At 51.2% G+C, this 24,166-nt stretch carries 27 protein-coding genes; 8 read left to right on the top strand and 19 right to left on the bottom strand.

The genetic code is table 11. The features are described 5' to 3' along the window. Window positions 1-28 precede the first annotated feature (28 nt). From ACFOUO_RS11015 to ACFOUO_RS10995, 5 genes are all read right to left on the bottom strand, one after another. On the bottom strand, window positions 29-1,450 hold the full coding sequence (locus ACFOUO_RS11015) for a hypothetical protein (protein ID WP_380705160.1): 1,422 nt from the start codon (window positions 1,448-1,450) through the stop codon (window positions 29-31). 605 nt (window positions 1,451-2,055) lie between these two features. Next, window positions 2,056-2,784, bottom strand: a complete 729-nt coding sequence (locus ACFOUO_RS11010) for an ABC transporter ATP-binding protein (RefSeq protein ID WP_380705158.1) — start codon at window positions 2,782-2,784, stop codon at window positions 2,056-2,058. Between the two features lie 155 nt (window positions 2,785-2,939). Then, window positions 2,940-3,086, bottom strand: a complete 147-nt coding sequence (locus ACFOUO_RS11005; RefSeq protein ID WP_380705156.1) for a hypothetical protein — start codon at window positions 3,084-3,086, stop codon at window positions 2,940-2,942. A 547-nt stretch (window positions 3,087-3,633) separates the two neighbouring features. After that, the gene (locus ACFOUO_RS11000; RefSeq protein WP_380705556.1) at window positions 3,634-4,131 is read right to left on the bottom strand and encodes a stage II sporulation protein M; all 498 of its coding nucleotides are present in this window, start codon (window positions 4,129-4,131) and stop codon (window positions 3,634-3,636) included. Beyond that, window positions 4,121-4,402: a class IIc cyclic bacteriocin gene (locus tag ACFOUO_RS10995; protein ID WP_380705154.1), complete on the bottom strand. Its 282-nt coding sequence runs from the start codon at window positions 4,400-4,402 to the stop codon at window positions 4,121-4,123. The genes ACFOUO_RS11000 and ACFOUO_RS10995 overlap by 11 nt, the downstream gene beginning before the upstream one ends. A 385-nt stretch (window positions 4,403-4,787) precedes the next feature. Here ACFOUO_RS10995 and ACFOUO_RS10990 point away from each other — a divergent pair, with 385 nt between their 5' ends. Genes ACFOUO_RS10990 through ACFOUO_RS10970 form a run of 5 tightly spaced genes read left to right on the top strand, consistent with a single transcriptional unit; the run spans window position 4,788 to window position 8,750 of the window. After that, the gene (locus ACFOUO_RS10990) at window positions 4,788-5,465 is read left to right on the top strand and encodes a YIP1 family protein (protein ID WP_380705152.1); all 678 of its coding nucleotides are present in this window, start codon (window positions 4,788-4,790) and stop codon (window positions 5,463-5,465) included. Window positions 5,466-5,484: 19 nt separating this feature from the next. Beyond that, entirely contained in the window at window positions 5,485-6,600 is a 1,116-nt protein-coding gene (locus ACFOUO_RS10985; RefSeq protein WP_380705150.1) for an efflux RND transporter periplasmic adaptor subunit, read from the top strand. After that, window positions 6,597-7,286: an ABC transporter ATP-binding protein gene (locus tag ACFOUO_RS10980; RefSeq protein WP_380705148.1), complete on the top strand. Its 690-nt coding sequence runs from the start codon at window positions 6,597-6,599 to the stop codon at window positions 7,284-7,286. The genes ACFOUO_RS10985 and ACFOUO_RS10980 overlap by 4 nt, the downstream gene beginning before the upstream one ends. After that, window positions 7,283-8,479 carry an ABC transporter permease gene (locus ACFOUO_RS10975; protein WP_380705146.1) on the top strand — a complete coding sequence of 399 codons (1,197 nt, stop codon included), beginning with the start codon at window positions 7,283-7,285 and terminating at the stop codon, window positions 8,477-8,479. Before ACFOUO_RS10980 ends, ACFOUO_RS10975 begins: the two co-directional genes overlap by 4 nt. Before the next feature lie 7 nt (window positions 8,480-8,486). Beyond that, entirely contained in the window at window positions 8,487-8,750 is a 264-nt protein-coding gene (locus tag ACFOUO_RS10970) for a response regulator transcription factor (protein ID WP_380705143.1), read from the top strand. Window positions 8,751-8,809: 59 nt separating this feature from the next. Here ACFOUO_RS10970 and ACFOUO_RS10965 read toward each other — a convergent pair whose 3' ends face one another. Further along, window positions 8,810-9,871, bottom strand: coding sequence for an L-threonylcarbamoyladenylate synthase (locus tag ACFOUO_RS10965; RefSeq protein ID WP_380705141.1), 1,062 nt, complete (start codon window positions 9,869-9,871; stop codon window positions 8,810-8,812). 120 nt (window positions 9,872-9,991) lie between these two features. Continuing rightward, window positions 9,992-10,453: a GNAT family N-acetyltransferase gene (locus ACFOUO_RS10960; protein WP_380705139.1), complete on the bottom strand. Its 462-nt coding sequence runs from the start codon at window positions 10,451-10,453 to the stop codon at window positions 9,992-9,994. A 169-nt stretch (window positions 10,454-10,622) separates the two neighbouring features. Here ACFOUO_RS10960 and ACFOUO_RS10955 point away from each other — a divergent pair, with 169 nt between their 5' ends. After that, window positions 10,623-11,129: a hypothetical protein gene (locus ACFOUO_RS10955; protein WP_380705137.1), complete on the top strand. Its 507-nt coding sequence runs from the start codon at window positions 10,623-10,625 to the stop codon at window positions 11,127-11,129. A gap of 111 nt (window positions 11,130-11,240) precedes the next feature. After that, window positions 11,241-11,516 (top strand): YrhK family protein, encoded by a 276-nt coding sequence (locus tag ACFOUO_RS10950; RefSeq protein ID WP_380705135.1) that lies wholly within the window; start codon window positions 11,241-11,243, stop codon window positions 11,514-11,516. A gap of 30 nt (window positions 11,517-11,546) precedes the next feature. Here ACFOUO_RS10950 and spoIIR read toward each other — a convergent pair whose 3' ends face one another. The 3 genes from spoIIR to prfA form a co-directional block, all read right to left on the bottom strand. Next, complete coding sequence (gene spoIIR, locus ACFOUO_RS10945; RefSeq protein ID WP_380705133.1) at window positions 11,547-12,251, bottom strand: stage II sporulation protein R; 705 nt, start codon at window positions 12,249-12,251, stop codon at window positions 11,547-11,549. A gap of 238 nt (window positions 12,252-12,489) precedes the next feature. Further along, on the bottom strand, window positions 12,490-13,374 hold the full coding sequence (gene prmC, locus ACFOUO_RS10940; RefSeq protein ID WP_380705131.1) for a peptide chain release factor N(5)-glutamine methyltransferase: 885 nt from the start codon (window positions 13,372-13,374) through the stop codon (window positions 12,490-12,492). A gap of 90 nt (window positions 13,375-13,464) precedes the next feature. Next, window positions 13,465-14,532, bottom strand: a complete 1,068-nt coding sequence (gene prfA, locus ACFOUO_RS10935; RefSeq protein ID WP_380705129.1) for a peptide chain release factor 1 — start codon at window positions 14,530-14,532, stop codon at window positions 13,465-13,467. 279 nt (window positions 14,533-14,811) lie between these two features. On the opposite strand from prfA, the gene ACFOUO_RS10930 reads away from it, so the two are divergent. Next, window positions 14,812-15,846 (top strand): CPBP family glutamic-type intramembrane protease, encoded by a 1,035-nt coding sequence (locus ACFOUO_RS10930; RefSeq protein WP_380705127.1) that lies wholly within the window; start codon window positions 14,812-14,814, stop codon window positions 15,844-15,846. 49 nt (window positions 15,847-15,895) lie between these two features. On the opposite strand, the gene ACFOUO_RS10925 is transcribed toward ACFOUO_RS10930, so the two are convergent. The 9 genes from ACFOUO_RS10925 to fba form a co-directional block, all read right to left on the bottom strand. After that, entirely contained in the window at window positions 15,896-16,387 is a 492-nt protein-coding gene (locus ACFOUO_RS10925; protein WP_380705125.1) for a hypothetical protein, read from the bottom strand. Window positions 16,388-16,417: 30 nt separating this feature from the next. Beyond that, the gene (locus tag ACFOUO_RS10920) at window positions 16,418-17,026 is read right to left on the bottom strand and encodes a thymidine kinase (RefSeq protein WP_380705123.1); all 609 of its coding nucleotides are present in this window, start codon (window positions 17,024-17,026) and stop codon (window positions 16,418-16,420) included. 87 nt (window positions 17,027-17,113) lie between these two features. Beyond that, window positions 17,114-17,311: a 50S ribosomal protein L31 gene (gene rpmE, locus ACFOUO_RS10915; RefSeq protein ID WP_091736469.1), complete on the bottom strand. Its 198-nt coding sequence runs from the start codon at window positions 17,309-17,311 to the stop codon at window positions 17,114-17,116. Window positions 17,312-17,474: 163 nt separating this feature from the next. Continuing rightward, window positions 17,475-18,476, bottom strand: a complete 1,002-nt coding sequence (locus ACFOUO_RS10910) for a peptidoglycan DD-metalloendopeptidase family protein (RefSeq protein WP_380705121.1) — start codon at window positions 18,474-18,476, stop codon at window positions 17,475-17,477. A gap of 94 nt (window positions 18,477-18,570) precedes the next feature. Further along, a complete protein-coding gene (rho, locus tag ACFOUO_RS10905) occupies window positions 18,571-19,821 on the bottom strand; it encodes a transcription termination factor Rho (RefSeq protein ID WP_380705555.1) in 1,251 nt (416 codons plus the stop codon). 86 nt (window positions 19,822-19,907) lie between these two features. Beyond that, entirely contained in the window at window positions 19,908-20,870 is a 963-nt protein-coding gene (gene glpX, locus ACFOUO_RS10900; protein ID WP_380705119.1) for a class II fructose-bisphosphatase, read from the bottom strand. Window positions 20,871-21,019: 149 nt separating this feature from the next. After that, window positions 21,020-22,267 (bottom strand): UDP-N-acetylglucosamine 1-carboxyvinyltransferase, encoded by a 1,248-nt coding sequence (locus ACFOUO_RS10895; RefSeq protein WP_380705117.1) that lies wholly within the window; start codon window positions 22,265-22,267, stop codon window positions 21,020-21,022. A 165-nt stretch (window positions 22,268-22,432) separates the two neighbouring features. Continuing rightward, complete coding sequence (gene fsa / locus ACFOUO_RS10890) at window positions 22,433-23,086, bottom strand: fructose-6-phosphate aldolase (RefSeq protein WP_380705115.1); 654 nt, start codon at window positions 23,084-23,086, stop codon at window positions 22,433-22,435. 29 nt (window positions 23,087-23,115) lie between these two features. Continuing rightward, a complete protein-coding gene (gene fba, locus ACFOUO_RS10885) occupies window positions 23,116-23,970 on the bottom strand; it encodes a class II fructose-1,6-bisphosphate aldolase (protein ID WP_380705113.1) in 855 nt (284 codons plus the stop codon). Between the last annotated feature and the right edge of the window lie 196 nt (window positions 23,971-24,166).

Raw genomic sequence — 24,166 nt, 5'->3', positions numbered from 1 at the left:
CTCTATCTTTCCGGTGAGATCCGAAACTTCATGAAATAATATCACTCCGGTCAATCATTTTCGTCACCTTTCTTTTCGCATAATGCGTGATGGTATAGAAAACGACCAGAACTATCCCGAGCCATGCGATCGAAGCGGCCACATAAATGGGTACACGGATCCCTTCCAAAGCTATCGAAACCAAAATAGGGGCTAGGCACAGATAAGTGAGCCAATCCCTCCCCTTTTCAAACACTCCCTCATCCAACCATGCTTGCTCTTGATATTCCTCCCCTTCGGTATAATGCTGTCGTTTAAAGTGAGGGCTGATATAGGAAGGCATCGTTGCCAAATGGGGCGTTAAGATGAAATGGAGTACAACGATCCCCCCAGCTAGAAGAAGAAAGAACAGGTTCCCTTTTAATATCCACGTAACCAAAATGACTCCCGCTACAGCGATGTGGATGCCCAGTAACCGTTGCGTCCAGATTTTCGCCTCATAAAGCTGGGAATAGGATTGGCCGGATAGACGAAACAAGCGGGAAGCCTTCCCATCGGCATCGAACTTCAACTTTCCCGGAAAAGAATCGATGCTATAAAAAGCATCACGCGCCATTCCATTGACTAAGAAATGAAACACCAGAATCATGGCCCAATCGGGCATCGCAACCGTTGTGGCGCCCATCGCAAACCCGACAAACATCCAAACACCGAAATCCAAATAAAAAAAGGAATAGTCGGAGGAAAGCTGCTCCGAGTCTCGTACCAGATTTCGCAATTGAACCCGTACGAGCCCGTTCTTCGTCCATCTCTCGAGCAATCTTCCGTACCAAACAATCCAACCCCGTTCTGCTGTGGCATAGGAAGAAGGAAGCTTTCGATACCAACGGCCTGCCAACCCATACGAAATCAACAGCGCTGTAAACAATAGGAGGATTTGTAAGACAAACAGGAAACTGTCCGTCTCCTCGGGTCTTTGAAAGAGAAAGCGGGTCGCGATCCCATTGAACAGCCAAAACCCGTATTGCTCCACCAAGCGATGGGCGTCTGCCAAGACGTGAATCAATAAGTCGCCCATCGCTGGAAAATGATTAGGAGCCCCCTCCCCATTGCGAATCCCATCGATCAGCATATCCATGGAGGGGAAAAACCATTGCAAAGCAAACTTAGAAGCGAATAGGCAAACCACCAACATAATGGCCCCGCTCATGGATGAAGTCAACCACGCATCCCAGCCAAATCCCTTTTGCATTCTCCTTGTTTTCAACGCGAGAGCCACGCACTGGATGATATAAGCCACTACAGCCGACAAGAGCCATAGTCCAAGCGTGATCAAAAAGAAGGGAATCTTTTGATCTGGAGGAAGGGAGAAGCTGATCCCAAGACCGAGAAGAAGGACGTAAAGGTCATCTTTATTACGAATGAGATGCTGGGTCGTCCATAAAACCGTAAAGATTTGGCGATTGGTCATCGGAGCTTTAAATAACCATTGTCGATCAACGGGGTTCAGCAAACGATGACTATTGTTGAAGCCTGCGATTATACCAGAAACCAAGAAAATATCTAGATAGTAATAGAAAACCAAGGATTCGATTGAAAAGTATTGCGTAAGAAAGCTGGTCAAGAAAGTAGACAAAATTACAGCAAGCAACATTTCTATACATAAAAACAATCCTAGAACCACAAGGATATATTTTTTTAAGTCGATTCCCCATTTTCGGCTCCATTTCGCTAAAGTCCGTCTTTCTAAACCCTCAACACGCCTCATCACTATATACTTCAATTTATGTCTTATGTATACGTTCAATATATTAAACATAAGGACCCCTTCAAGGAGATAGTGTATTGCGATGAAATGCCACGGCTATTTTTCTGTTTTTTTAAATCTATTGAACACGATGGATACGGCCAAATATAAGAAAGTAAATATTAACGTCTTCTTTAAATCCTTATTTATCAACCAAAAAACCAATACAGCAAGAAAAAAGGTGACATCCAAACTCTTCACAATCCTGTTTCCAATCATCAAAGCCTTGTTTTTCATTATTGCTTCTTCCCCCATTCATCCATTGATTTTCAGCCATATTGGCTTTCTTGCGTAATAAGGGCCGTTCGCTTGTGATACCACTCCTGGAGGTATGGCACATCTACCCTATCATCCAGTTGCAGCTCGTCCACCATGGTACCCTCGTTTAAAAGGAGAACACGATTCGCCAAAGGAAGGATGGTCTCCGGTAAGTGACTGGTAAACAAAATCCCCCGCCCTTGTTGGAGCAAGGAGTGCAGCAGTGATTGAAACCGCCTCGTAGCCCCAAGGTCTAATGCGTTAAACGGCTCATCCAACATCAACAATTGGGGTTGATGAATCACCCCAGAGGCAAAGGTCAATTTCTGCTTCATCCCAGACGAATAGGTACCGACAGACTTACGCACATCAGCCTCTGAAAGACCAACCTCGTCCAGAACCTCAAGGATGTGAGACCGACTTTTTTTGACTTGATAGAGAGAAAGAAGCATCTCCAAATTCTCCACGGCATTTAAATGATCATAAGCAAAACCGTCTACAGGAATGAACCCGATATGCCGCCTGGCCTTCACATGCTCAAACGGATTAACCCCCTGCACCAAAACTTTTCCTCCATCGGGAACCAGCAACCCTGCGATCACATTGAGCAAGGTGGTTTTTCCCGCCCCATTGGGCCCCATCACCGCAGCAGCCTCTCCAGCTTCTACAGATAGATCTAATGAACGTAAGATATCTTGGTTTCCTAGACCCTTCGTTAAACCTTGTACTTGGAGTAACATATTCACTTCCACCTTTACATCAATGGGCGTATTCGATTACCATTCATGGGATCAAAAGCCTACAGAGAACCTTGCAAAAAAAGCGCCTGGAACATGTTCACGGGTTCCAGGACGCTTTTTTCTTTTTTGCGTTTGTCTTCTAGACTGATGTCTTCTTACTGCTTCAACTTGCCTCTCTTCTTTAAAACAAAAATGGCCATGACTACGGCAACCAGGTTTATGACAGCTCCTAATTTATTACCTGCTGTAAGCAACCCCGTCCCCGCCAGCAAGAGAACAAGTATGAGCGTGTTCATCCACATAACTTTTCATCTCCTATGTATAAGATATGACATAAATAAGGTTAACAGAATTGATTATAAAAAGGCTAGGAAATGAGACAAGGTTTAACACTTTTCGGCGATGCATGTATAGGGCTAAAGTTATGGTTGAAAGGATAATGACGGATGCATTGGAAATCTTGAATATTTGGTTGAATTCACTAAGGCTGATGGTTGATTGAAACAGCAGTACAAGGAGGAGAAACACAAAGTGAACCAAGTAATAGATTAAATTGATAATATAGTAGTCTAGTTTATTAACATCAGGGTAATCGTTAATAATTTTGCTTTTTCTAAGTGTAATCCCGACGGTTGTAGCAAACCAACTTAGATTCACAATGATTAACAAAGCAAATAGGTTGATCAAAAACCCGATGATATTAACGAATACAATAGGTATACCCAACTGAGCGAAGTCATCCCTGATTGTATTGGTTGCCACAATATTATACAAGCTGTAGATCAGTATGTATAGGGATAATACTAAAATAAACCAAGTTTTACGATTCATTCTTTCTCTTCCTCACTATCAACTCCCAAAAATAGCGCTCACCACTTCTGGGGTAATATATGCTTCAATAACCGCACCCAGTATCAATAAGAACACCGAGCCTAAAATTCCTTTTAAGGTGGTTAGGTTAAACGAGTTGGCATGATCGGCTTTCAGTAAGATATATCCCAAATACAAAAATGCAGGGATTTCCACCAAGCCATGAGGAAGGATCATGATAACGTAGCTAATCGACTGAAATTTCGAGATGGTTAAGCCAATGACTAAACCATTTACCATGTAAAAAACCTTGATAAAGATCGTCCCTATAAAAATGGTAATGACTAGCGTCCCAACACAGGTGATATTTCTAACCAAAATCGAATAAAGGGCCTGTATTTTGTCGATAGTCTTTATTTCCGCTTCAACCGGTTCAAGAAATATCCAACCGTAAAACAACCCTGCGAATAAGGAGAAAAAAAACGGAACAAAAATGTTTTGAGACATTTTTATTCCGTTTTTTACATTAAGCAGCATAAATTCCAAAGGCAGCTGCTGCTGAGGCAAGCCAAGCAGGTACCGTAATACCAGCAATTACGGCAAACCCAGTGGCAAGTGAACCACCTGCTGCAACATAGTCCGTGATTTTACGCCACTCTGGACCCGTAATGGTCACGCCTAATTGATCACAGATAAAATTAATGTTCATCGTTGCAGATAAAAGTACAGAAGCTCCTACACCAATGACTAATACGGCTGTTTCCCAAGAAAGCAAGTTAAGATGTTGACGCAAAAAGTTTGTTTGCACAATCTCATCCCCCTTGATGATATCAGTCACGCGCTGTAAAAAACACCGCGTGTATCTGTATTTATTAGTTTAATTATCCTCTAACTTTTTGTAAACTTCCTTAAAAGGAAATTTTCCTTAATCATATATTCCCCACTATTTTGCCTCTTTACCATTTATAAATTGACACTATCCGTTTTTGTGCAAGTAAAAAATGCAGGACAAACTGGGAAAGGACGTTTTATTTTTTATTAGGGTAAGAACTCAATACCTTATACCTATTGATATACCTATGTTTAGGTGTTAGAATTTCATTGTTTACCAATTTTTCCGGAAGGAGAGCTAAGCTACTTTTAACTAACCTAAATCCCATATAAGCTTATCCACATTCATGGAGGGAAAAGAAATGCAAGATTCGCAAGAAACGCACCCACCTGAAACAACGGTCACCGCTGTTCCAAAACCTTCGTTGCTGGGGGTGTTAACGGATCCCACTACCCAATTCCAGCGAATCGCGAAGCGACCCGTCTTCGGGAAGGCCCTCTTTATCATTCTCGTGCTGTCGATGATTTTTTCCGGCATCAGTATATATATTACTGTCCCGAATCCAATCGGGGTCCTCGCAGTGATCCCCGGGGTTCTTATTGGGTTTCCGCTTACCCTTTTGCTGACCGCTCTGCTCCAATGGCTCTTTCTCCTGCTTCTGGCGGGAGAAGCTTCCTATCGACAGGTTTTCTCCTTCAATGTATACCTATCTGTCGTCGCCCTTTTGGCTGCGGCGGTACAGGCGGTTGCCTTGATCATCATGGGAGCGCCCACCGATCCGGAGGCTCCGGCTCGTGTGACGAGCTTGGTCTCCCTCTTCCCGACGGAGAGCCAAGCGATGAGAGCGCTGCTAGGGAAATTCGAAGTCTTTTCCATTTGGCAATGGATCCTGACAGGTATGGGCCTGTCCATCGTCGGGAACGTGAGCCGGGCTAAAGGATGGGCTGTGGCAATTGTCTTGTTTGTGTTGGGAGTCGCCTATGCCGCCGGTATGGGGGCCCTGGGAGATAGCTTGAAAGGTATCGTCCCCGCCCAATAATGGAAGGAAAGGTGAGGAAATGAAACACAAGAAGATATGGATCGGAACCGGTATCGGGTTGCTGGTATGCGGGTTAGTCACTGCCTCTATCTTGCAGGCCCAACCCGGGGAGAAACCCTTCAAAACCGTCACCCTCGAGGAGAAAGAATTTAATGAGTCGGTTCTGACATCCGGTCATCTGGAATCGGAAGAACAGCAAAATGTCTATATGCAGCCCGGCGGCGGGGAAGTAGAACGGATTTTCGTCAAACCCGGTGAAAAGGTGAAAAAGGGTGCTCCGCTGGTCAAGTTCAAATCTTCCGGTGAAGTGGACATCGACCAGGTCAAGCTGGAAGTGGAACGGGCGCGGGTGAACCTGAACCAGCTGAACGATCAACTCCGGGAAATGCAGAAAGGCGGCTCCCCAGCCGCTTCGCCGCCAGCTCAGAATGCAGAGGCCGGCGACGGGAATCCGCCTCCCTCCTCGGAAAAAGAACTTCGTAACCAGATCCATCTGGCCAACTTGGAGTACAAACAGGCGCAAGAAAAACTGAACCAAGCGCAATCCCAATTGGCGGATCTCACCGTGCGCAGTGAGCAAGTGGGAACGGTCATTCGTGTCAACTCCTCCCAGAAAACAGAAGAAGGAGCAGGCCCCCTTATCACCGTGGCTAACTTGAAGGAGTTAAAAGTGAGCGCTGAAATCTCCGAATACGATGCCCTAAAGATCAAGGAGGACCAGCGGGCGACTGTTCGTTCCGACGCCCTCCCCGATAAGGAATGGTCGGCACAAGTAACAGATGTAGGGCTGTTGCCGAAGGAAGGAAAGGCGGGGGAAGGATCCCAGCAGGTGATGTATCCGGTTGAAATCAGCCTGAATGAAAAGGCCCCTCTCAAATTGGGCTCCCGTCTGATGGCGGAAATCATTCTGTCCGCAGAAAAAGCCCCCTCCCTCCCGTCTAAGGCGGTTATCAAGGGCGGGAAAAAGGATCATGTCTTTGTCGTCAAAGGCAAGAAAGCGTACAAACAGTCGGTGAAAACCGGCAAAAGCGGTAACGGCCACATCGAAATCGTCTCCGGACTGAAACCAGGTGTAAAGGTGATCGCCAACCCCTCTGCTGACTTGAAAAATGGCACGGAAGTGACTGTTCAGTGATCCGCATCCACGATCTGGACAAGTCGTATGGCACCGGAAAGTTAACAGTGGAGGTCCTGCGAAACATCAACCTAACGGTGTCCGAAGGGGAATACGTCGCGATCATGGGGCCTTCCGGCTCAGGGAAATCCACCCTGATGAATATCCTAGGATGCCTCGACCGGCCGACCCGGGGAACCTACTACCTGAGTGGGCGGGATATTTCTAAAGCCGAAGAGCCGGAGTTGGCCCGCATCCGCAACCAATCCATCGGTTTCATCTTTCAGCAATTCCAACTGCTGTCGCGGATGACCGCACAGAAAAACGTGGAGCTTCCCTTAACCTATGCCGGAATTAAGGGGAGTCGCCGCCGGAGAATGGCCGCCTCCTCCCTGGAACGAGTCGGACTCGCAGATCGCCGGCATCACCTTCCTTCTGAACTATCCGGGGGGCAACAACAACGTGTCGCGATCGCTCGAGCCCTCGTCAACCATCCTGACTTGTTGTTGGCAGACGAACCTACCGGAGCGCTGGACACCGAATCCGGCATGAGGGTACTCGATCTCTTTGCCGAACTTCACCGGGAAGGGAAAACCATCGTCATGATCACTCATGATCCCGAAGTGGCGGCCTGTGCGGACCGCCGGATCGACATCCGGGACGGACAGATCCTGGAAAAACGTCGTTCAGGGGGACATGCCTTATGAGTGTTTGGGAAAACATCAAAATGGCCCTGGACGCCATTCTCGCCCATAAAATGCGTTCGATCCTAACCATGTTGGGGATTGTAATTGGTGTCTCCTCCGTGATCGTGATTGTCTCCATCGGACAAGGAGGGGAAGCGAAGCTATCGGAATCCTTCACTGGGGCTGGCAACACGGTAACCATCACCCCTAGTGCCAAAGTGTATGAAAGGACGGAGGGAGAACTCCCCCCCGGATTTTTCACCCAGGAAGACATTCGCCGGATTGAACAGATCGATGGCGTGGATGCCGTCGTTACCAACAACATGCAATCCGGGGACCTCTTTTATCGGGATAAGGATCTGAAAGGGGCTACCATCAATGGCATCAACAACAATGAACCCCTTCACGCTGAAAATCGTCAGGTGGACAAAGGCCGTCCTCTTGAAGATTCCGACTTTCAGGGAGGAAGCGCAGTCGCCTTAATCACCCCCGACGTCCAAGAAAAGCTTTTCAAAAAAAAGAGCGGAATTGGCGAGATTATCCGCGTGGGAGATCAACCGATTCAAGTCATCGGAGTCTTGAAGGAAGCGGATGGCCTCTTCGGAATGATGGGTGAGGAGAGTATTTACCTTCCTGATAAGACCTGGATTCGCATCTTTGGACAAAGTGAACTGAGTGGAATCACCGTGAAAGTAGATGACCCGAAATCAATCCAACCGGTCGGCAAAGAAGCCGTTCGAGTGTTGAATGACAACCACGACACCAAAGGGGACTACGAGGTACAAAACCTGGAGGAGATCCAAAAGGGCCTCAGCAAAGTGACCAACATCATGACCGCCGTAATCGGCAGTATCGCCGGAATTTCCCTGTTGGTCGGAGGGATTGGAGTCATGAACATCATGCTTGTGTCCGTGACCGAACGGACCAAGGAGATCGGTATCCGTCAATCCCTAGGCGCCACCCGGTCCAACATCTTGGTACAATTCCTAACGGAATCGGTCACCCTATCCCTGATCGGCGGATTGATCGGCTTATTGTTAGGAGCGGCTACAGCGGGTTTGATCAACCTCTTTAGCCCATTGCCCACCCTGATCTCTTTCCCAGTCGCCGCGGGCGCTGTCTTGTTCTCCATGGTTTTCGGCGTCGTATTCGGGATCTTGCCTGCTAACAAGGCCTCCAGATTAAACCCGATCGAGTGTTTAAGGAGGGATTAAGCCTCTAATGGAAGAGCACCAAGTAGACCTGACCCCCATGGAAAGAAAAGTGGCTATACAAATTGCCAAAGGTAAAACCAATGCAGAGATTGCCGATCATTTATTTATCAGTCAGCGCCGGGTCGGTCAATTGATATCTTCTATTAAGCGTAAGTGGCAAGTCCATTCCCGCGTTCTCATCGGCATGATGGCTCTCCATCTGGGCTGGGCCACCTTGGCGATTCATCCGAGAACCGTAGAGGTTCTTGAAAAGAAGGTTCACGTTCGATAGATCCATAAGTTCCAAAAAAGGAAGCCCCCGGAATCCGACGTCCCGGAGGGCTTCCTTTTCTATTCCGCAGGGATGACACGTCCCTCTGCGGCTTTTAACAGCCGGTTCATCACGGAGTGATAGACGCCCTCCATGGGAAAGGCCTCCGCGTAGATCACATCCAAACGCGCATCGTCACAGGTACGCAGAGCCGCGTAGAGGTTTCGAGCCACGGAGGCGGGGTCCTTCCGGCTCCCGAGGGATAGCACCTTGTCTGCCTGGTAAACGCTCTGATTCTCTTCCGTGGTAAGAATGCCAACGCGATTACCTGCTTGAGAAGCCTGTCTCGCTAACTCCGCCATCCTTCGGCGCAGGGCCTCCCCCTCGCCCATCACCAACCACATCTCTCCCTGGGGAGCGTAATGGCGATACTTCATGCCAGGGGAACGTGGGGCTTCCCCTTCCTGTTCTAAACCCGGATCCACATCCACTCGTCCTGCAACTTTCCGGAGCCTGTCCAGCGTTACACCGCCGGGACGGAGTAGGATCGGTACTTCCCCTGTTACATCAACGACGGTAGACTCCACCCCGACCCCCGTGGGCCCCCCGTCCAAAAGTCCGTCAATGCGCCCGGCCAGATCGTCCCAAACATGGTCCGCCTCGGTGGGACTGGGTTTTCCCGACTGGTTCGCACTCGGTGCCGCTACCGGTACCCCTGCTGCCCGCAACAGGGCCAGGGACACCGGGTGGGCGGGCATCCTCACACCCACCGTGGAAAGGCCTGCCGTCACCTGGGAAGCGAGTCCCCTCCGATACCGCAAAACCAGCGTCAGGGGCCCCGGCCAAAAACGACGGATCAAGGCCTGTCCCAGAGGAGGCACCTTCCCTACCCATTCTTTCAATTGGTTGAGATCAGCGATATGGACGATCAGGGGATTATCCGACGGCCTCCCCTTGGCCCGGTAAATGGCAGAGACCGCCTCCTCCGAGCGGGCATCGGCTCCTAGTCCGTATACTGTTTCCGTCGGAAAGGCCACCAGCCGCCCTTCTCGCAAGAGGGCGGCGGCTTCCCGAATACCGGGATCATTTATCAGGATTCCTTCGTCTAGTTCTTCGTCCACTGTCCATCGTGTCGTCTCCATACCATCCGAACCTTTCCATACGAACGCAAGTTTCACCCTTTATCATACCACATCGAAGCGAACACAATGGAAGGAACGGTCCCTAGTCGGCCTTTTCACCGATCCGATCATCTACAAGGATTAGGATTCCGCAACGTTCGCCCTCCGGTAAACCATCGGCTGGCCCCCTTCCGTTTTCGACTGATGGACATGTTCCGACTGTCGGACATCAAGAGGGAGGTCCTCCCAAGCAAGAGGCCGGAAACCGAAGTATTCGAAAATGTTACTGGAAATACCCGCAAGCAAATATATTTCGGAAAGCCCGCTCTTTCGGGCAAATTGAAGGACTAATTCAATCAGTTCCATACCTGTTCGTGCGTTCCACGACTGATTATCCATCACAAAAGAGCGCAATAAACCGCGATCCCCGTAAACTTCCAGCCCTACCGTTCCCACCATACGCTTGGGTGTCACCGATGGATCCTCCACCACGAGAAAACGCTCCACATGCTTGTCCACACCTTTCTCATTCACCCCGGCATTCCGAAGGATGCCCGTAATTCGTTCCACATCCTCCGAAACTGCTCTCCGTACTGTAAACATCTTTTCGCCTCCTTCAACCTGGACAGAATCCTTTCTTCTTTCACCCTATGCACCGACAACACCTCTCAGAACTTGCACTCTGCGCTGTCCCTGTTGGTTGCAGAAATTACCGTGTCTAAGGGGGGCGCACCCTTCGAAGACTATGCCTAATTACTGGGAGGTGAAAGGTTTGCCGGGACCGGATGATTTCGGGAGGGGTTCGGAACGCTGGTTTTTGCGAGGAAACGGATTTCAAAAACAGACTCTGTCACCAGTTTACATCGTCTTATCCGTAGAAATGAGAGTGGCAGAACGGGAATCCATCGCTTCCTCTTCCCTTGGCAGAAGCGGGAAGATCGCCCACTACCATTGGGAGCATCAGGCTCACCGATTGACTTACGATGTAAGGGTCACCCCTTCAGGCGGACCTCTACTTCCCTCCGTATGGCCCTGTGAAGTACGTACAGGTTCGGTTCATTTGAAAACCTGGATCTGGGTAAGTTTCCTTATGGACGAACAGGTCCAAGTCCGAGGTACGGTTTCGCTTCAGGCCAGGAAAACGATCTCCGAGCACAGGGAGTTTTCCTTCCTTATACAGGCGGAGAAGTTGCGCACCGAAGTGATCCCCGTGGGAAAGATCAACGAAGACCGAGGCGAAGTGCGGATTCACGCCCGTATCACGGAGAAAAGGAACTAAACCCACCAAAAAAGATGCTCCAAAGGCGTCCCTAATCGGCGAATCGTTTTACTTAATAAACCAACGGGTATTATTTTAAAAAACCGACGGAAAACAGATAAGGAGGATTGGATGGGCAATCTGAGCCGTCAGAATGATATCGATTGGGTCTTCGGCAAGCACGAATTGATCATCCACCGCCGTTACGAATTTTTCTATAACCTGAATGACGTTCTGATCGCCCTTTGGTTTTTAGTGGGCAGTATCCTTTTCTTTTGGAAAGGGACGCAAGAAGCTGGGACTTGGTTGTTTGTCGTGGGAAGTATCCAACTGTTGGTACGGCCCACCATCCGGATCATCCGGAAGGTTCATCTGCACCGCCTCCAAATGGAGCTCCAAGAAAAATAGGACGCCTCGAAGGCGTCCCTTTTTTTGAGATTACCAATCAAACAGGCCGGAGAAGAAGTCTTCCAGGGAATCGAGGAAAAAGAACCGGATTTCCAAGCGGTCTTCTTGCGGCAACTGTTTCTTTTCAACGGGTGCGGCCAAAACCTGATTGGCAGCCACCGCTTGGGCGGTGAAGGTATTCTCCTCCTTTTCCTCCTCGGGAACAGCGTCACCGTTGCTCATGTCAACAAAGCAGAGAGGCGGAAACAGAACACACCACCAGTTGTCTCCTTTTCCTTCACCAATCGTAATCAAAAGCGCCTCATACTCACCCGCAGGATAAACTTGATCTCCGTACAATTTTGTCGGGAAGGGCACCTGGCCGAAATCCAGCCGTACCGGGTAGGAGAATCCGTGCTTTTTCACCGTCTGCTGAGCAATCCGTTCCAGCTTCGGCAAATCAGCTTGCAACATGGAACGGGCTTCCTCCAGACTCTTCGGCTTCTCCGCCCAGGTCCCCATTTCCTTTAGGATCGAATCCCGCACCTGCCGTTTGAGCCATTGGTCCCGGGCATTATCACTGTTAGCCAAAATTCGGAGGCGAATGGCCTGCTCAGGAATGCTTGCTTTCTCACTATCAGCAGAAACTGGGACAGCACCATTACCGGTCAAAAATCCGTCCGTATCAGCAGACTGAACAAATAGATACGTGGCCGCAGAACAAAGGATGAGAACAATAATAGTCCGAACCTTCAAGATAAACCCTCCTCAACCGATCTATTCACCAGTATGGACAGGCCGGTTGAGGTTTAGTCATCCACAAGCAAAAACTATGAAGAGACTGCTGACAATGCCCTTCCATACCACAAAGGGGCTGGTTTCCAACGGAGGCCTGTGGCATAGCATCCAGCGAGGTGGACTCTTCTACGGGGGTAACACTTGGCACGAAGTGGGAAATCCGGATCCACGCCCCGTGCCGGCGTTTATCCATAACTCAACGGTTTACCCTCATGACAACCACGCGGTCACGCCCTGCCAGATCAGTCAGAACAGTGGATTCAGCAGCTCCCGGCAGAGAGCTGCCCATTTGGGTTACAGCGGAGCCCTGATCCCAACCGATCTCAAAGGCAACAACCCCCGGTTTATTTAGCACCGATGGAGCCTGTTTCAGGATCTCACGATAAGGAGTTAAACCGTCAACACCTCCGTCTAAGGCGATTCGAGGCTCATGTTCCCGTACTTCCCGATCCAACCTTTCCACTTCAGGGGTTGGGATGTACGGCGGGTTGGAAATGATTAGGTCCGCATGAATCCCCTCCCGGATCAAAGGTAAAAGCCAGTCCCCTTCCTGGAAGGCGATATGGGATGAGACGCCGTGGCGTTCGGCGTTACGTTTGGCCATAGCCAACGCCGAGGGAGAGCGGTCGACGGCAATCAGCGACCAATCAGGGCGTTCCGCTGCCAGAGTGACTGCGAGAATGCCGCTTCCTGTGCCAATATCCGCCACAGTTATCGGTTGCTCCCCCCAAATAGCTTGTGCTTTCTGCAAAACGGCTTCCACCAATGTTTCGGTATCGGGCCGGGGAATGAGTACTTGCGGGCCGACACAAAAAGAGCGCCCGTAAAACTCCTGTTCCCCGGTCAGATATTGCAGGGGAACCCCTAGTTTCCGTTTTTCTACCCAATCTTTTAAGGTATGTAGGGTTTCTTCATCCAACGGCCGATCCATCTCCATAAAGAAACGAGTTCGCTCCCACCCGAGTATGGACCGAAGCATAACCTCCACTTCAAACGAGCCGTTCTCCACCCCCGCGTTGACCAACCGGTGTGCCTCTTCACGCCAGGCTTTCAACACGGTTGTTTCTTGTCTTTTTTTCATTGAGTCACCCCTGTCCCCCTTATTTTCCCCATGTGGATCCCCAGCAACCGATCAAATCATAACAAAACCAGGCAAAAGCCTGGCCGATTTTCATTCCGCTTTTTTCAGGATTTCCGACTGTTCTTCAAGGACCAGTGCATTGATGATTTCATCCAAGTCCCCGTCAAGCACCAGATCCAGTTTGTGAAGGGTAAGCCCGATCCGATGGTCAGTCACCCGGCTTTGGGGGTAGTTGTAGGTGCGGATTCGCTCGCTACGATCCCCGGTTCCCACCTGGGTCTTGCGGGCGTCGGCCATGCGTGCGGCTTCTTCCCGCTGTTTCTGGTCAAGCAGACGGGCACGGAGTACCCGCATAGCCTTTTCGCGGTTTTTTATCTGGGACTTCTCATCTTGACAAGAAACGACGACCCCTGTGGGCAAATGAGTGATCCGTACCGCTGATTTTGTCGTATTAACGCTTTGCCCCCCAGGTCCGCTGGAGCAAAAAGTATCAATACGCAACTCTTTCTCCTGTACTTCCACATCAACTTCTTCCGCCTCGGGCAATACAGCGACAGTGGCAGTAGAGGTATGGATCCGACCACCGGATTCCGTGGCGGGAACCCGTTGTACCCGATGGGCCCCGCTTTCATATTTCAACCGGCTATAAGCACCCTGGCCCTGCACGGAAAAGACCACTTCCTTAAATCCGCCCATACCCGTCGTACTGGCCTCCAGAATCTCAGATTTCCACCCCTGGCGTTCCCCGTAGCGGGTGTACATCCGATACAAGTTGGCGGCAAAAAGGGCTGCTTCTTCACCACCTGCCGCTCCCCGGATTTCCACGATCACGTTTTTATCGTCGTTGGGGTCTCGAGGAAGGAGAAGCAAACGGATCTCTTCTTCAAGGGCCGTTTTCCGGTGGGAAAGCTCTTCCAATTCCCCTTTCACCATTTCCAACATATCCGGATCCGTTTCTTCCTCCAGCATTGATTTGGCATCGGCATGCTGGGCGGCAATCTCTTTGTAATTGCAATATGCCTGGTATTTCGGCTCCAAATCCGACTGCTCTTTGGAGTATTTGCGAAGTTTTTCCGAGTTGGCGATCACTTCTGGATCACTCAACAAGCGGTTCAGTTCCTCGTACCGGCTTCGGATGGATTCTAAACGCTCCAACACACCGCTTCACTCCCAAACATTCTGATGGGGTTTTTCAACTGCATCCCCCGCTTTTCCAATGGATAACATATTTATTATAGGGGATCCGATTCAGAGCGTCAAAAATGCTTCCTTCCTCTTTGTTTTCATTTCCCGGGAAATGAAAACAAGCCGACATTCATTGGGAGAACGGACACATTTCTTTTTCTGTGTTATCATAAGCCTCAGATACGGGGGCCGCGGCCTCTTTCCCATTATACGGTCTCGCCGGCGAAGCGTCCGGCGGCAAGGAGATGGATTATGGCAGAAGTGTTTTGGACCGCAATTCAATTTATCCCGTTCATTCTGATCTTGTGGTTGGTCAACCAAGCTGAAAGCCGTCGGCTTTCTCAAGAAGGCCATGGCGGTAAAGGGTGGACCATCACGGTATACGGACTTCTCTCCCTCGGATTTTTCTTGCTATTTTTGGCCGGACTTCTATTCATCCTGGGCGGTATACTAGTAAAAACTATGCCAGGAACACCCATTTCAGAAATGGAAGCTGGTCTAGCGGCAGATAAGGTGCTCCTGCTCGGCTTGAGCCTTCTCATCCCCGCCGTTTTCGGACCGCTTCTGCTGATTCCCGCCATCAGGCGAGGGGTCTCTCGTTTTCTTCCGATCGATCCGGACAGCAGGGTTCATGCAGTCAGCCTTGCCTTGTCCATGGTGGTCTGGGCTTATGTGTTGTTTCTTCTCTCCCTGGGGTTGGAGAACCTTGCCAAACTAACCGAGAGTCAGAGGACCACAAACCCGATGCCCTCTTTGTGGGCTCAACAGATCACCTTTTTCCTTATAGCTCTCATCGGTGTCGGTTGGCTTTCCCGGCGCAGTCTGAAGGCAGCACTTCATCGACTGGGTTTGGTTAAACCGACAACACGGCAGGTTTGGATTGGGATCTTGGCCGGGTTTGGCTTGGTGGCGATGGCAACCCTCCTGCAGTATCTGCTCGGACTAGTAGGCGTCACCACTGATCCCAATGTGGAGAAGATGACCGAAGGATTAATGGGGCCCCTTTACGGCTCGGTATGGGGAATCCTGACGCTGGGTCTATCTGCAGCCCTCGGGGAGGAAGCTATATTCCGCGGTGCTCTCCAGCCCCGACTCGGCCTGTTTCTGACAACGCTTCTCTTCGCAGTCGTTCACAGCAATTACGGCCTCAGTCTCTCCACGACAATCGTCTTTATGGTAGGGCTTACCCTTGGCTGGCTACGCATGAAGCACAATACATCGACGACGATGATCGTACACGCCACCTACAATATGACCCTGGGAATCCTGGCGGCCTGGGCCTCCTAAAGGAAACAACCCGGACGAAAAAGCCTGAGCGTTGGCCGCTCAGGCTTTTTCATCGATTCCTTCCGGGAAGATACTGCATCGGATCCCATCTGCTCCTACCGACCCGTACCCGGATTTCATAACGGGGCATCTCGAAGCTGATGCGCCGTAAAACATGTTCCTGCAAGGCTTCATAATCCTTCCTGGGCACATTCCGTTCCGGGGTAACCAGGATCGCGACGTGCCCGCCCAGAATGCTGACTCTAGCGTCCTTCACGCCATGGATACGACGGACCGATTTCCGAATCCGGGTTTTATCATCGGTGTCCGTTGGCCTCGACCAGTCACTGGTCTCCAGGTTGGGGCTGGCATTCCGGATACCAAAACGCCCGTCATCATGCATGAAGTCGTAATTGTTGGTGTTGTACCGCCGTCCGATATGGCGGTCCACCTTAGCCCGTTCCATGGTGCGACCGGGTTTTTCCGAGCCGATATTGGATGCACAGGCAACGGAAGTGAAGAGGAGGAAAACGGCGAAGATGAAAAACCAACGACGAGCCATAAAAAAGCACCTCCCTGACAGTAGTGTGCGTCAGGAAGGTGAAAAACTCTTCGGAAATGATTCCCTCCGATTTGTCTTGTGACAATGACGGCACCGAGCTTCGTACTGTTCCGCTGCCCCCACCTGGATCACCGGCTCATCCTCTCCAGCCGGCCTTCCGTCGATCAAACGCTGGGTACGACCTGCCGCAGCCCCGCACTGGATACAGATCGCCTGCAACTTGGTCACGTATTCAGCGATAGCCAGCAGGGTGGGTGTCGGGCCGAATGGGCGGCCACGAAAGTCTTGGTCCAGCCCGGCGCAGATGACGCGCATTCCCTGGTAAGCGAGGGCCTGAGCTACCTCTACTACCGTTTCATCGAAAAACTGCACCTCATCAAGGGCGACTACATCAATCCCTGTCGTCAAATGCTGTAAGATATCTGTCGCCTGGGTCACCGTGATCGCTTCGGTATAAACACCGCTATGGGAAGCAATGGCGTCAGCACGATATCGGTCGTCAATAGCGGGTTTAAACACGGCTACATTCTGCCTGGCGATGCGGGCCCGCCGTATGCGGCGGATCAGTTCTTCACTCTTCCCCGAGAACATTCCCCCACAAATGACCTCGATCCACCCGTCCCTGGCAATCGGGTTCATGCCAGTCCCTCCCCTATATGTATCCAAAAGGGGATCAGGCAAGCGGTTGCCGCTTGCCTGATCCTCCTTAAACGTGATCTATGGTGATTACATGTTGTATTTCTTTTTGAACCGATCCACGCGTCCGCCCGCGCTGGCCCGCTTCTGTTTGCCAGTATAGAAGGGATGGCATGCGGAGCAGATATCCACGCGCAGGTTTTCTTTCGTGGAACCCGTTTCAAAGGTGTTGCCGCAGGCGCAGGTGACCGTCGTTTTTTTGTATTCAGGATGAATCGCTGCTTTCATCGATTCTCACCTCTTTTCCGGGATCCAGACTTTTGCACGTTCAATGCAAACACTCGATAAGTATAGCATGTTATAAAAAATGGTGCAAGGGGAAAGGAGGGACGTTTCCAGCTCTATTGTCCTGTCCTTGATTCGATAAATGAGGAAAAGGCCTTGATGCCGACTACGGCAAAACGGTGAGCGGATGGAGCGGTCGATCGTGGCGCCGTACCTCAAAGTGAAGGTGGACCCCGGTGGAGTTGCCGGTTGTCCCCATGTTGCCGAGGGCCCCGCCCCGGTTCACATTTTGCCCTTTAGCAACGCTGATTCGGCTCAGATGAGCATAATAGGTGGACCAGCCGTCACCATGGTCGATCACGACTAGGTTCCCGTAACTACCTGAATAACCGGCCTTGACCACTGTTCCTCCCAGGGATGCCTTGATAACGTTCTGCTCGCGACGATTGTTCCAAATGTCGATTCCCGTATGCATTTTCCCATTGCGCCAACCATAGTTGCTGGTAATCTGACCCCTGGCTGGCCAGCGGAAGGAGGAGCTTCGCACTTCCGTTTTGGTTCCACGAGAAGAGGAAGCAAGGCGAATTCCCCCCTTCCCCGGATTTCCCTGTCGCGAAGGCCCTGTTTCCGGATGGGAAGCCTCAGGCTCAAAGGAGCGTGGAACAATCAACACTTGACCGACATAGAGAGCACCGGTCAACTGTAGGTCAGGATTGACCTGTTTGAGAGAGGCCACCGTTACTTTGTGTTTCCGGGCAATGGAATAAAGGGTCTGTCTCTCCTTCACCCGGATTCGCTTTAACTCGACAGGGATTTTTAGTTTCTGACCGATAGGAAGAAAAGCGGGATTTTGAATCCGATTGTACTTTGCGATGGTAGATCCTTTCACTCCATATCTCCGACCGATCCCGTACAGGGTGTCTCCTTTTTTCACCTCATATAAAAGAGGCTTTTTTTTCGTTTTAACAGCCAGATTCCCTTGGGTAACAGAGGAGATAGGGTTGAGGTATTGAACAAATCCTTCCCGGGCTACCTGTTCTTTTTCCCAATCCGGAGTTTTTGTCTGGTTCCATTCGCCGGTATAGGCGGCCTGCGCCTCTCCTCCCATGAATAGCGAAGCTGTACACAGGGAGAGGGATGAGGCGACCACCGTCCTCTTCTTCGGCATCACACCACCTCACGGAACAGATTCGGGCCGAAAATATCCGGCATCCAACTCCATCCTATGCAAGGCTATCGGGAATTATGAAAGAAAGGAAGGATCAAGCGGTAGACGTTCGGCGGGGTTGATTAGAAGCCTCCAGCGTGGCGAGGAACTCCTCATTGGTTCGGGTCTGGGCGAGTTTGCGTAAAATTCCTTCCGTGTGTTCTTGTCCGTCGGACATCGCTTTGCGGAGGGTCCATAATTTATCCAGCTCTTCTTGAGTGAGAAGAAGCTCCTCCCGTCGCGTGCCGGAACGTCTGATGTCGATGGCAGGAAAGATGCGCCGTTCGGAGAGACGCCGATCCAAATGCAACTCCAGATTGCCAGTCCCTTTGAATTCCTCATAAATGACATCATCCATACGAGAACCCGTATCTACTAGAGCCGTCGCCAGAATGGTGAGACTGCCACCTTCTTCGATGTTGCGGGCGGCGCCGAAAAAGCGTTTCGGCCGGTGAAAAGCTGCGGGGTCGATCCCTCCGGACAGCGTGCGCCCGGATGGAGGAATCACCAGGTTGTATGCCCGTGCAAGCCGGGTGATCGAATCCATGAGAATCACGACATCCCGTTTATGTTCGACCAGCCGTTGGGCTCGTTCCAGAACGAGTTCCGCCACTTTAATGTGGTTTTCCGGCATCTCGTCAAAGGTGGAGCTTACCACTTCCCCTTTGACGGAGCGTTGCATGTCTGTCACTTCTTCGGGTCGCTCGTCGATAAGAAGGACAAACAGGTCGATATCCGGGTGGTTGGCGGTAATGCTATTGGCGATCTCTTTAAGAAGCATCGTCTTACCCGCCTTGGGCTGTGCGACAATCAACCCCCGCTGGCCAAGACCCACCGGGGCGATTAAATCCATGATCCGGGTCGATAACCGATTCGGTTCTGTCTCCAGGGAAAGCTTTTTCTGAGGATAAAGAGGAGTTAAAGCGGGGAAATGTAACCGCTCCGCAGCGGCATTGGGATCTTCTCCGTTAACTGCTTCCACGTGGAGAAGCCCAAAATACCGCTCGTTTTCCTTGGGGGGGCGAACTTTTCCGGAAACCAGATCTCCAGAACGAAGGTCAAAGCGGCGAATTTGTGAAGCGGAGATGTAGATATCCTCTGAAGACGGAAGGTAGTTGATCGGTCGCAAAAAACCGTAGCCTTCAGGCAAGATATCAAGGACTCCCTCCATGAACAAAAGACCTGCTTTCTCCGCCTTCGCCTTCAAAATGGCGAAAATCAATTCCCGCTTTTTCATTTGACCGTAATAAGGAATCTGATACGCTTTTGCCAATTTGTACAAGTCCGTTAACCGTTGATGTTCCATGTCTTGCAAAGTAATCTCCACGGGTTTTTTTCACCACACTCTTCTTTCCAATTGTTCGTTACCGCCACCCCGGAAGCCCGCCGCCCTTACAGCACAAGATTGGGCTTCTTCTCCAGTCGGTGCTTGCCGTCAATAAAACGGACGGTACCGGTCTTGGCTCGCATCACCACAGAATGGGTGGACACCTGGGTACCTTTGTAGCGGACGCCTTTCAACAGTTCCCCGTCCGTTACTCCGGTAGCAGCGAAGATGGCATCATCCCCTTTGACCAGGTCTTGCATATGAAGCACCTGTTTCGGATCCGAAATACCCATCTTTTGGCAGCGCATATATTGTCCCTCATCTTCCGGGAGCAGCCTCCCCTGTATCTCACCGCCGAGGCACTTCAGTGCCACCGCCGCCAAAACCCCTTCGGGAGCGCCACCGGAGCCGAGGAGGATGTCAACGCCGGTGTCGCGGAAAGCCGTATTAATAGCGGCTGCCACATCGCCGTCGGAGATCAATTTAATTCGTGCCCCTGTGCTGCGAACATCTTCAATCAGCTGAGCATGACGCGAGCGATCCAGAATGACGGCGACCAGATCGTTCATATCCTTTCCCAGGGCTTTAGCGACGGATTTCAGATTGTCGGCCACCGGAGCGTCGATATCGATATGACCGACGGCTTCGGGGCCGACGGCAATCTTGTCCATGTACATATCCGGTGCATGCAACAAATGACCTCGGTTGGCAACAGCGACGACAGAAAGGGCATTCCAAAGTCCATTTGCCACGATGTTGGTTCCCTCCAAGGGGTCGACAGCCACATCGACCTCAGGGAGGTACCCAAGGCCCAGCCGCTCGCCGATATAGAGCATTGGGGCTTCATCCATTTCCCCTTCCCCGATGACGACGGTTCCTCTCATCGGGATCGTATCAAATACCTTACGCATCGCCGAAGTGGCCGCTTCGTCAGCTTCCTCTTTTTTCCCGAAGCCCATCCACCGTCCGGAAGCCACCGCTGCGGCTTCCGTCACACGCACCAATTCCATGGTCAGACTTCTTTCCATAACCGGATCCCCTCTTTTCTGTTATCCCTTGCGGTTCAAATACGGCCCGCAGGCTTAATGGGTCATTAATTGGAATGAATTCTACCCATATAAGGTAACACATTTCTCCTATGTGTTACACCGATTTTTCGCACAAGAGGAAAACAGCCTTACTCCCGCCATAGTTCCGCGCCAAGCATTTTCAGTTTTTCTTCCAGTTTTTCGTACCCACGATCAATATGATCCACACCGGTAATCTCCGTCACGTCTTGGGCGATCAGCCCCGCTACGACCAAGGCGGCACCGGCACGCAGGTCGGCGGCACGCACAGCCGCACCCTGAAGCGGCGTCCTTCCCTCAATCATGGCGGTCCTCCCCTCAACGCGGACATTGGCCCCCATACGGCATAACTCGTCCACATGCCTAAACCGGGAAGCGTAGATATTATCCGTTACCAGACTCGTTCCTTCGGCACGGGTCAGAAGCGTGGTCAGGGGCTGCTGGAGGTCCGTCGGGAATCCCGGATAGGGAAGGGTCTTGACATCGATGCCTTTGTAGTGTCCCTCTCCCCGCACCCGCAACGCTTCGTCGGACTCATCCACGGTAATGCCCATTTCCCTTAACTTGGCAGTAACCGGTTCCATATGTTTGGGGATCACGTTAGAGACGGTCACCTCTCCGTCCGTTGCGGCGGCGGCAATCATATACGTCCCCGCCTCAATCCGGTCAGGGATAATCGAATGACGGCAGCCGGACAAATTCCGCTTGCCCCTGATGCGAATCACATCGGTCCCTGCCCCTTTGATCTGAGCACCCATCGCTGCCAATAAGGTGGCCACATCGATGATCTCTGGCTCTTTTGCCGCATTTTCGATCACAGTTAGCCCCTCGGCGCGGGCCGCGGCCAACATGATGTTGATCGTGGCCCCGACACTGACCACATCCAGATAGATCCGGGCTCCCTTCAGACGGCGGGCAGATAGGTGGATAGCCCCGTCGCGATGAGTGACCTGGGCTCCGAGGGCTTCAAATCCCTTGATATGTTGATCAATGGGGCGAGGGCCCAAATTACATCCCCCAGGCAGGCCGATGGAGGCTTCCCCGAACCGACCCAACAGGGCCCCCATCAGGTAATAGGAGGCCCGGAGTTTTTTGACGTTGCCATTGGGCATGGGCAGGTTGGTCAGGTGGGTGGCATCGACGGTAATACGATCTCCGTTTTTCTCCACCTCTGCACCCAGATCCCTGAGGATTTCTTCATAGATTTCCACATCACGGATTGCGGGGAGGTTTTCGATCATCGTGCGCGCTTCCGCCAGCAATGTCGCGGGAATAAGGGCAACAGCACTATTTTTCGCCCCACTGATCTGTACCTCCCCGTGAAGAGGACGCCCTCCTTTGATCATCAGCTTTTCCATCCAAACCCTTCCTTTCCGCACACGACTGCCCCCAGGTGGACGGACTGTCCCCAGCCGTGCTGATGAAGTGGAACGTGGAAAACTTTCATAATCAAAAAAAGGGGAAACCGGCGAGGACTGGGCCGCCCCGCCGGAAACCCTCTGATGTTCCCATCTATGTTCGACTCAACCGTTATTCGCTTGTTCCCAGTCTTGCTTGAACTTCTCAATACCCTGATCCGTGAGGGGATGCTTAACCAGTTGACCAAGCACCTTATAAGGTAATGTGGCGATGTGAGCGCCGCTCTCTGCCGCCTGGATGACATGAAGAGGATGCCGGACGCTTGCTGCGATGATTTCCGTGTCGATGGCGTGGAGGTCAAAAATCCGGGAAATCTGCCCGATCAATTCAACGCCATCATGACTGATATCGTCCAACCGACCGAGAAAGGGGCTGACGTAGCTGGCTCCCGCCCGAGCCGCCATCAAAGCCTGATTGGCGGAAAAGATGAGGGTAACATTGGTGCGGATTCCCTGCTTGGCGAAACCGTGGACCGCCTTCAATCCTTCTGTCGTCATCGGGACTTTAACAGTGATTTTATCCGAAATGTTTACGAGGGGTTCTGCTTCCTTCAACATCCCCTCCGCATCGTCGGATAACACTTCCGCACTGACGGATTCGACTCCTTCTGCAATATCGCAGATCTCTTTCAGTACATCCGTAAATTCCCGGCCAGATTTAGCCACTAGACTGGGGTTGGTCGTTACACCGGAGAGAACTCCCCATGAATGGACGGTGCGGATTTCATCCACGTTCGCCGTATCGATGAAAAATTTCATCGCGGCTCACCTCCTGTTGGATGTCAGGGTCAGGCTTTGCCAGAGCTTCCGAAGAGGCGCATTTTTCCTTTGACAGTCTCTTTGATGGCGTCACGACCGGGGCCAAGGTATTTACGGGGGTCGATCATGTCAGGTTTTTCTCCAAGAAGGTCTCGGATAACCTGGGTGCAAGCAACTTGGCTTTCGGTATTGACGTTAATTTTGCCGACCCCGAGTTTGATCGATTCCTGAATGGCCGCATCGGGTACACCAGAGCCGCCATGGAGTACGATTGGAGCGTCAATTTTTTTGGCGACCTCATCAATGATTTCGAAGTGGATTTTCGGTTCACCTTTGTACATTCCGTGAGCGGTTCCGACTGCGATCGCCATGGCATCCACCTTGGTTTCTTCCCAGAAACGGATCGCTTCTTCCGGGTTGGCGAGAGCTGCGTCCTCTTCATCCACTTGAACGTCGTCCTCCACACCACCAATCGTGCCCAACTCACCTTCAACGGAAACCCCGACGGCATGAGCCGCTTTCACGACTTCTTTGGTAAGACGGATGTTTTCTTCAAACGAATAATGGGAGCCGTCGAACATCACGGAGGAGAAACCGGCTTGAATACATTGCATTACTACGTCGAAGCTGCTACCGTGATCCAGATGAAGAGCTACAGGCACGCCGGATTCCCGGGCGGCGATTTCCGCCATAGCGACAACATAGTCAATGCCCATGTAGCGCATAGCTCCTTCAGAAACACCGTAGATGAAGGGAGATTGTTCCTCCTTCGCAGCCGCAGCAATCCCCTGAACGAATTCCAAGTTGTTCATGTTAAACTGGCCGACAGCAAAGCCTTCCTTTTTGGCACGGGGCAAGAAATCGGTCATCGGTACCAAAGGCATAAAAAATCCTCCTGACATGGAATAATCTGGTCCCGTCATCCCGAACCCGGCGGCATTCGATCCCGTCTAAACGCACCTTCTTTGTACAGAGGCGATGTATGTACGGGGTCTTCCCCCGGTTCATAGGAGAAAAATGAACCACTCATTTTGACATTATAACACTCGCTGTTCGAATCCGATAGCCATCCACCAATTG

The organism is Salinithrix halophila (assembly GCF_042650125.1).
Classification (GTDB): Bacteria; Bacillota; Bacilli; order Thermoactinomycetales; family DSM-45169; genus Salinithrix; species Salinithrix halophila.
The sequence above is the reverse complement of the archived record's forward strand: the minus strand, read 5'-3'. Positions and strand labels throughout refer to the sequence as shown.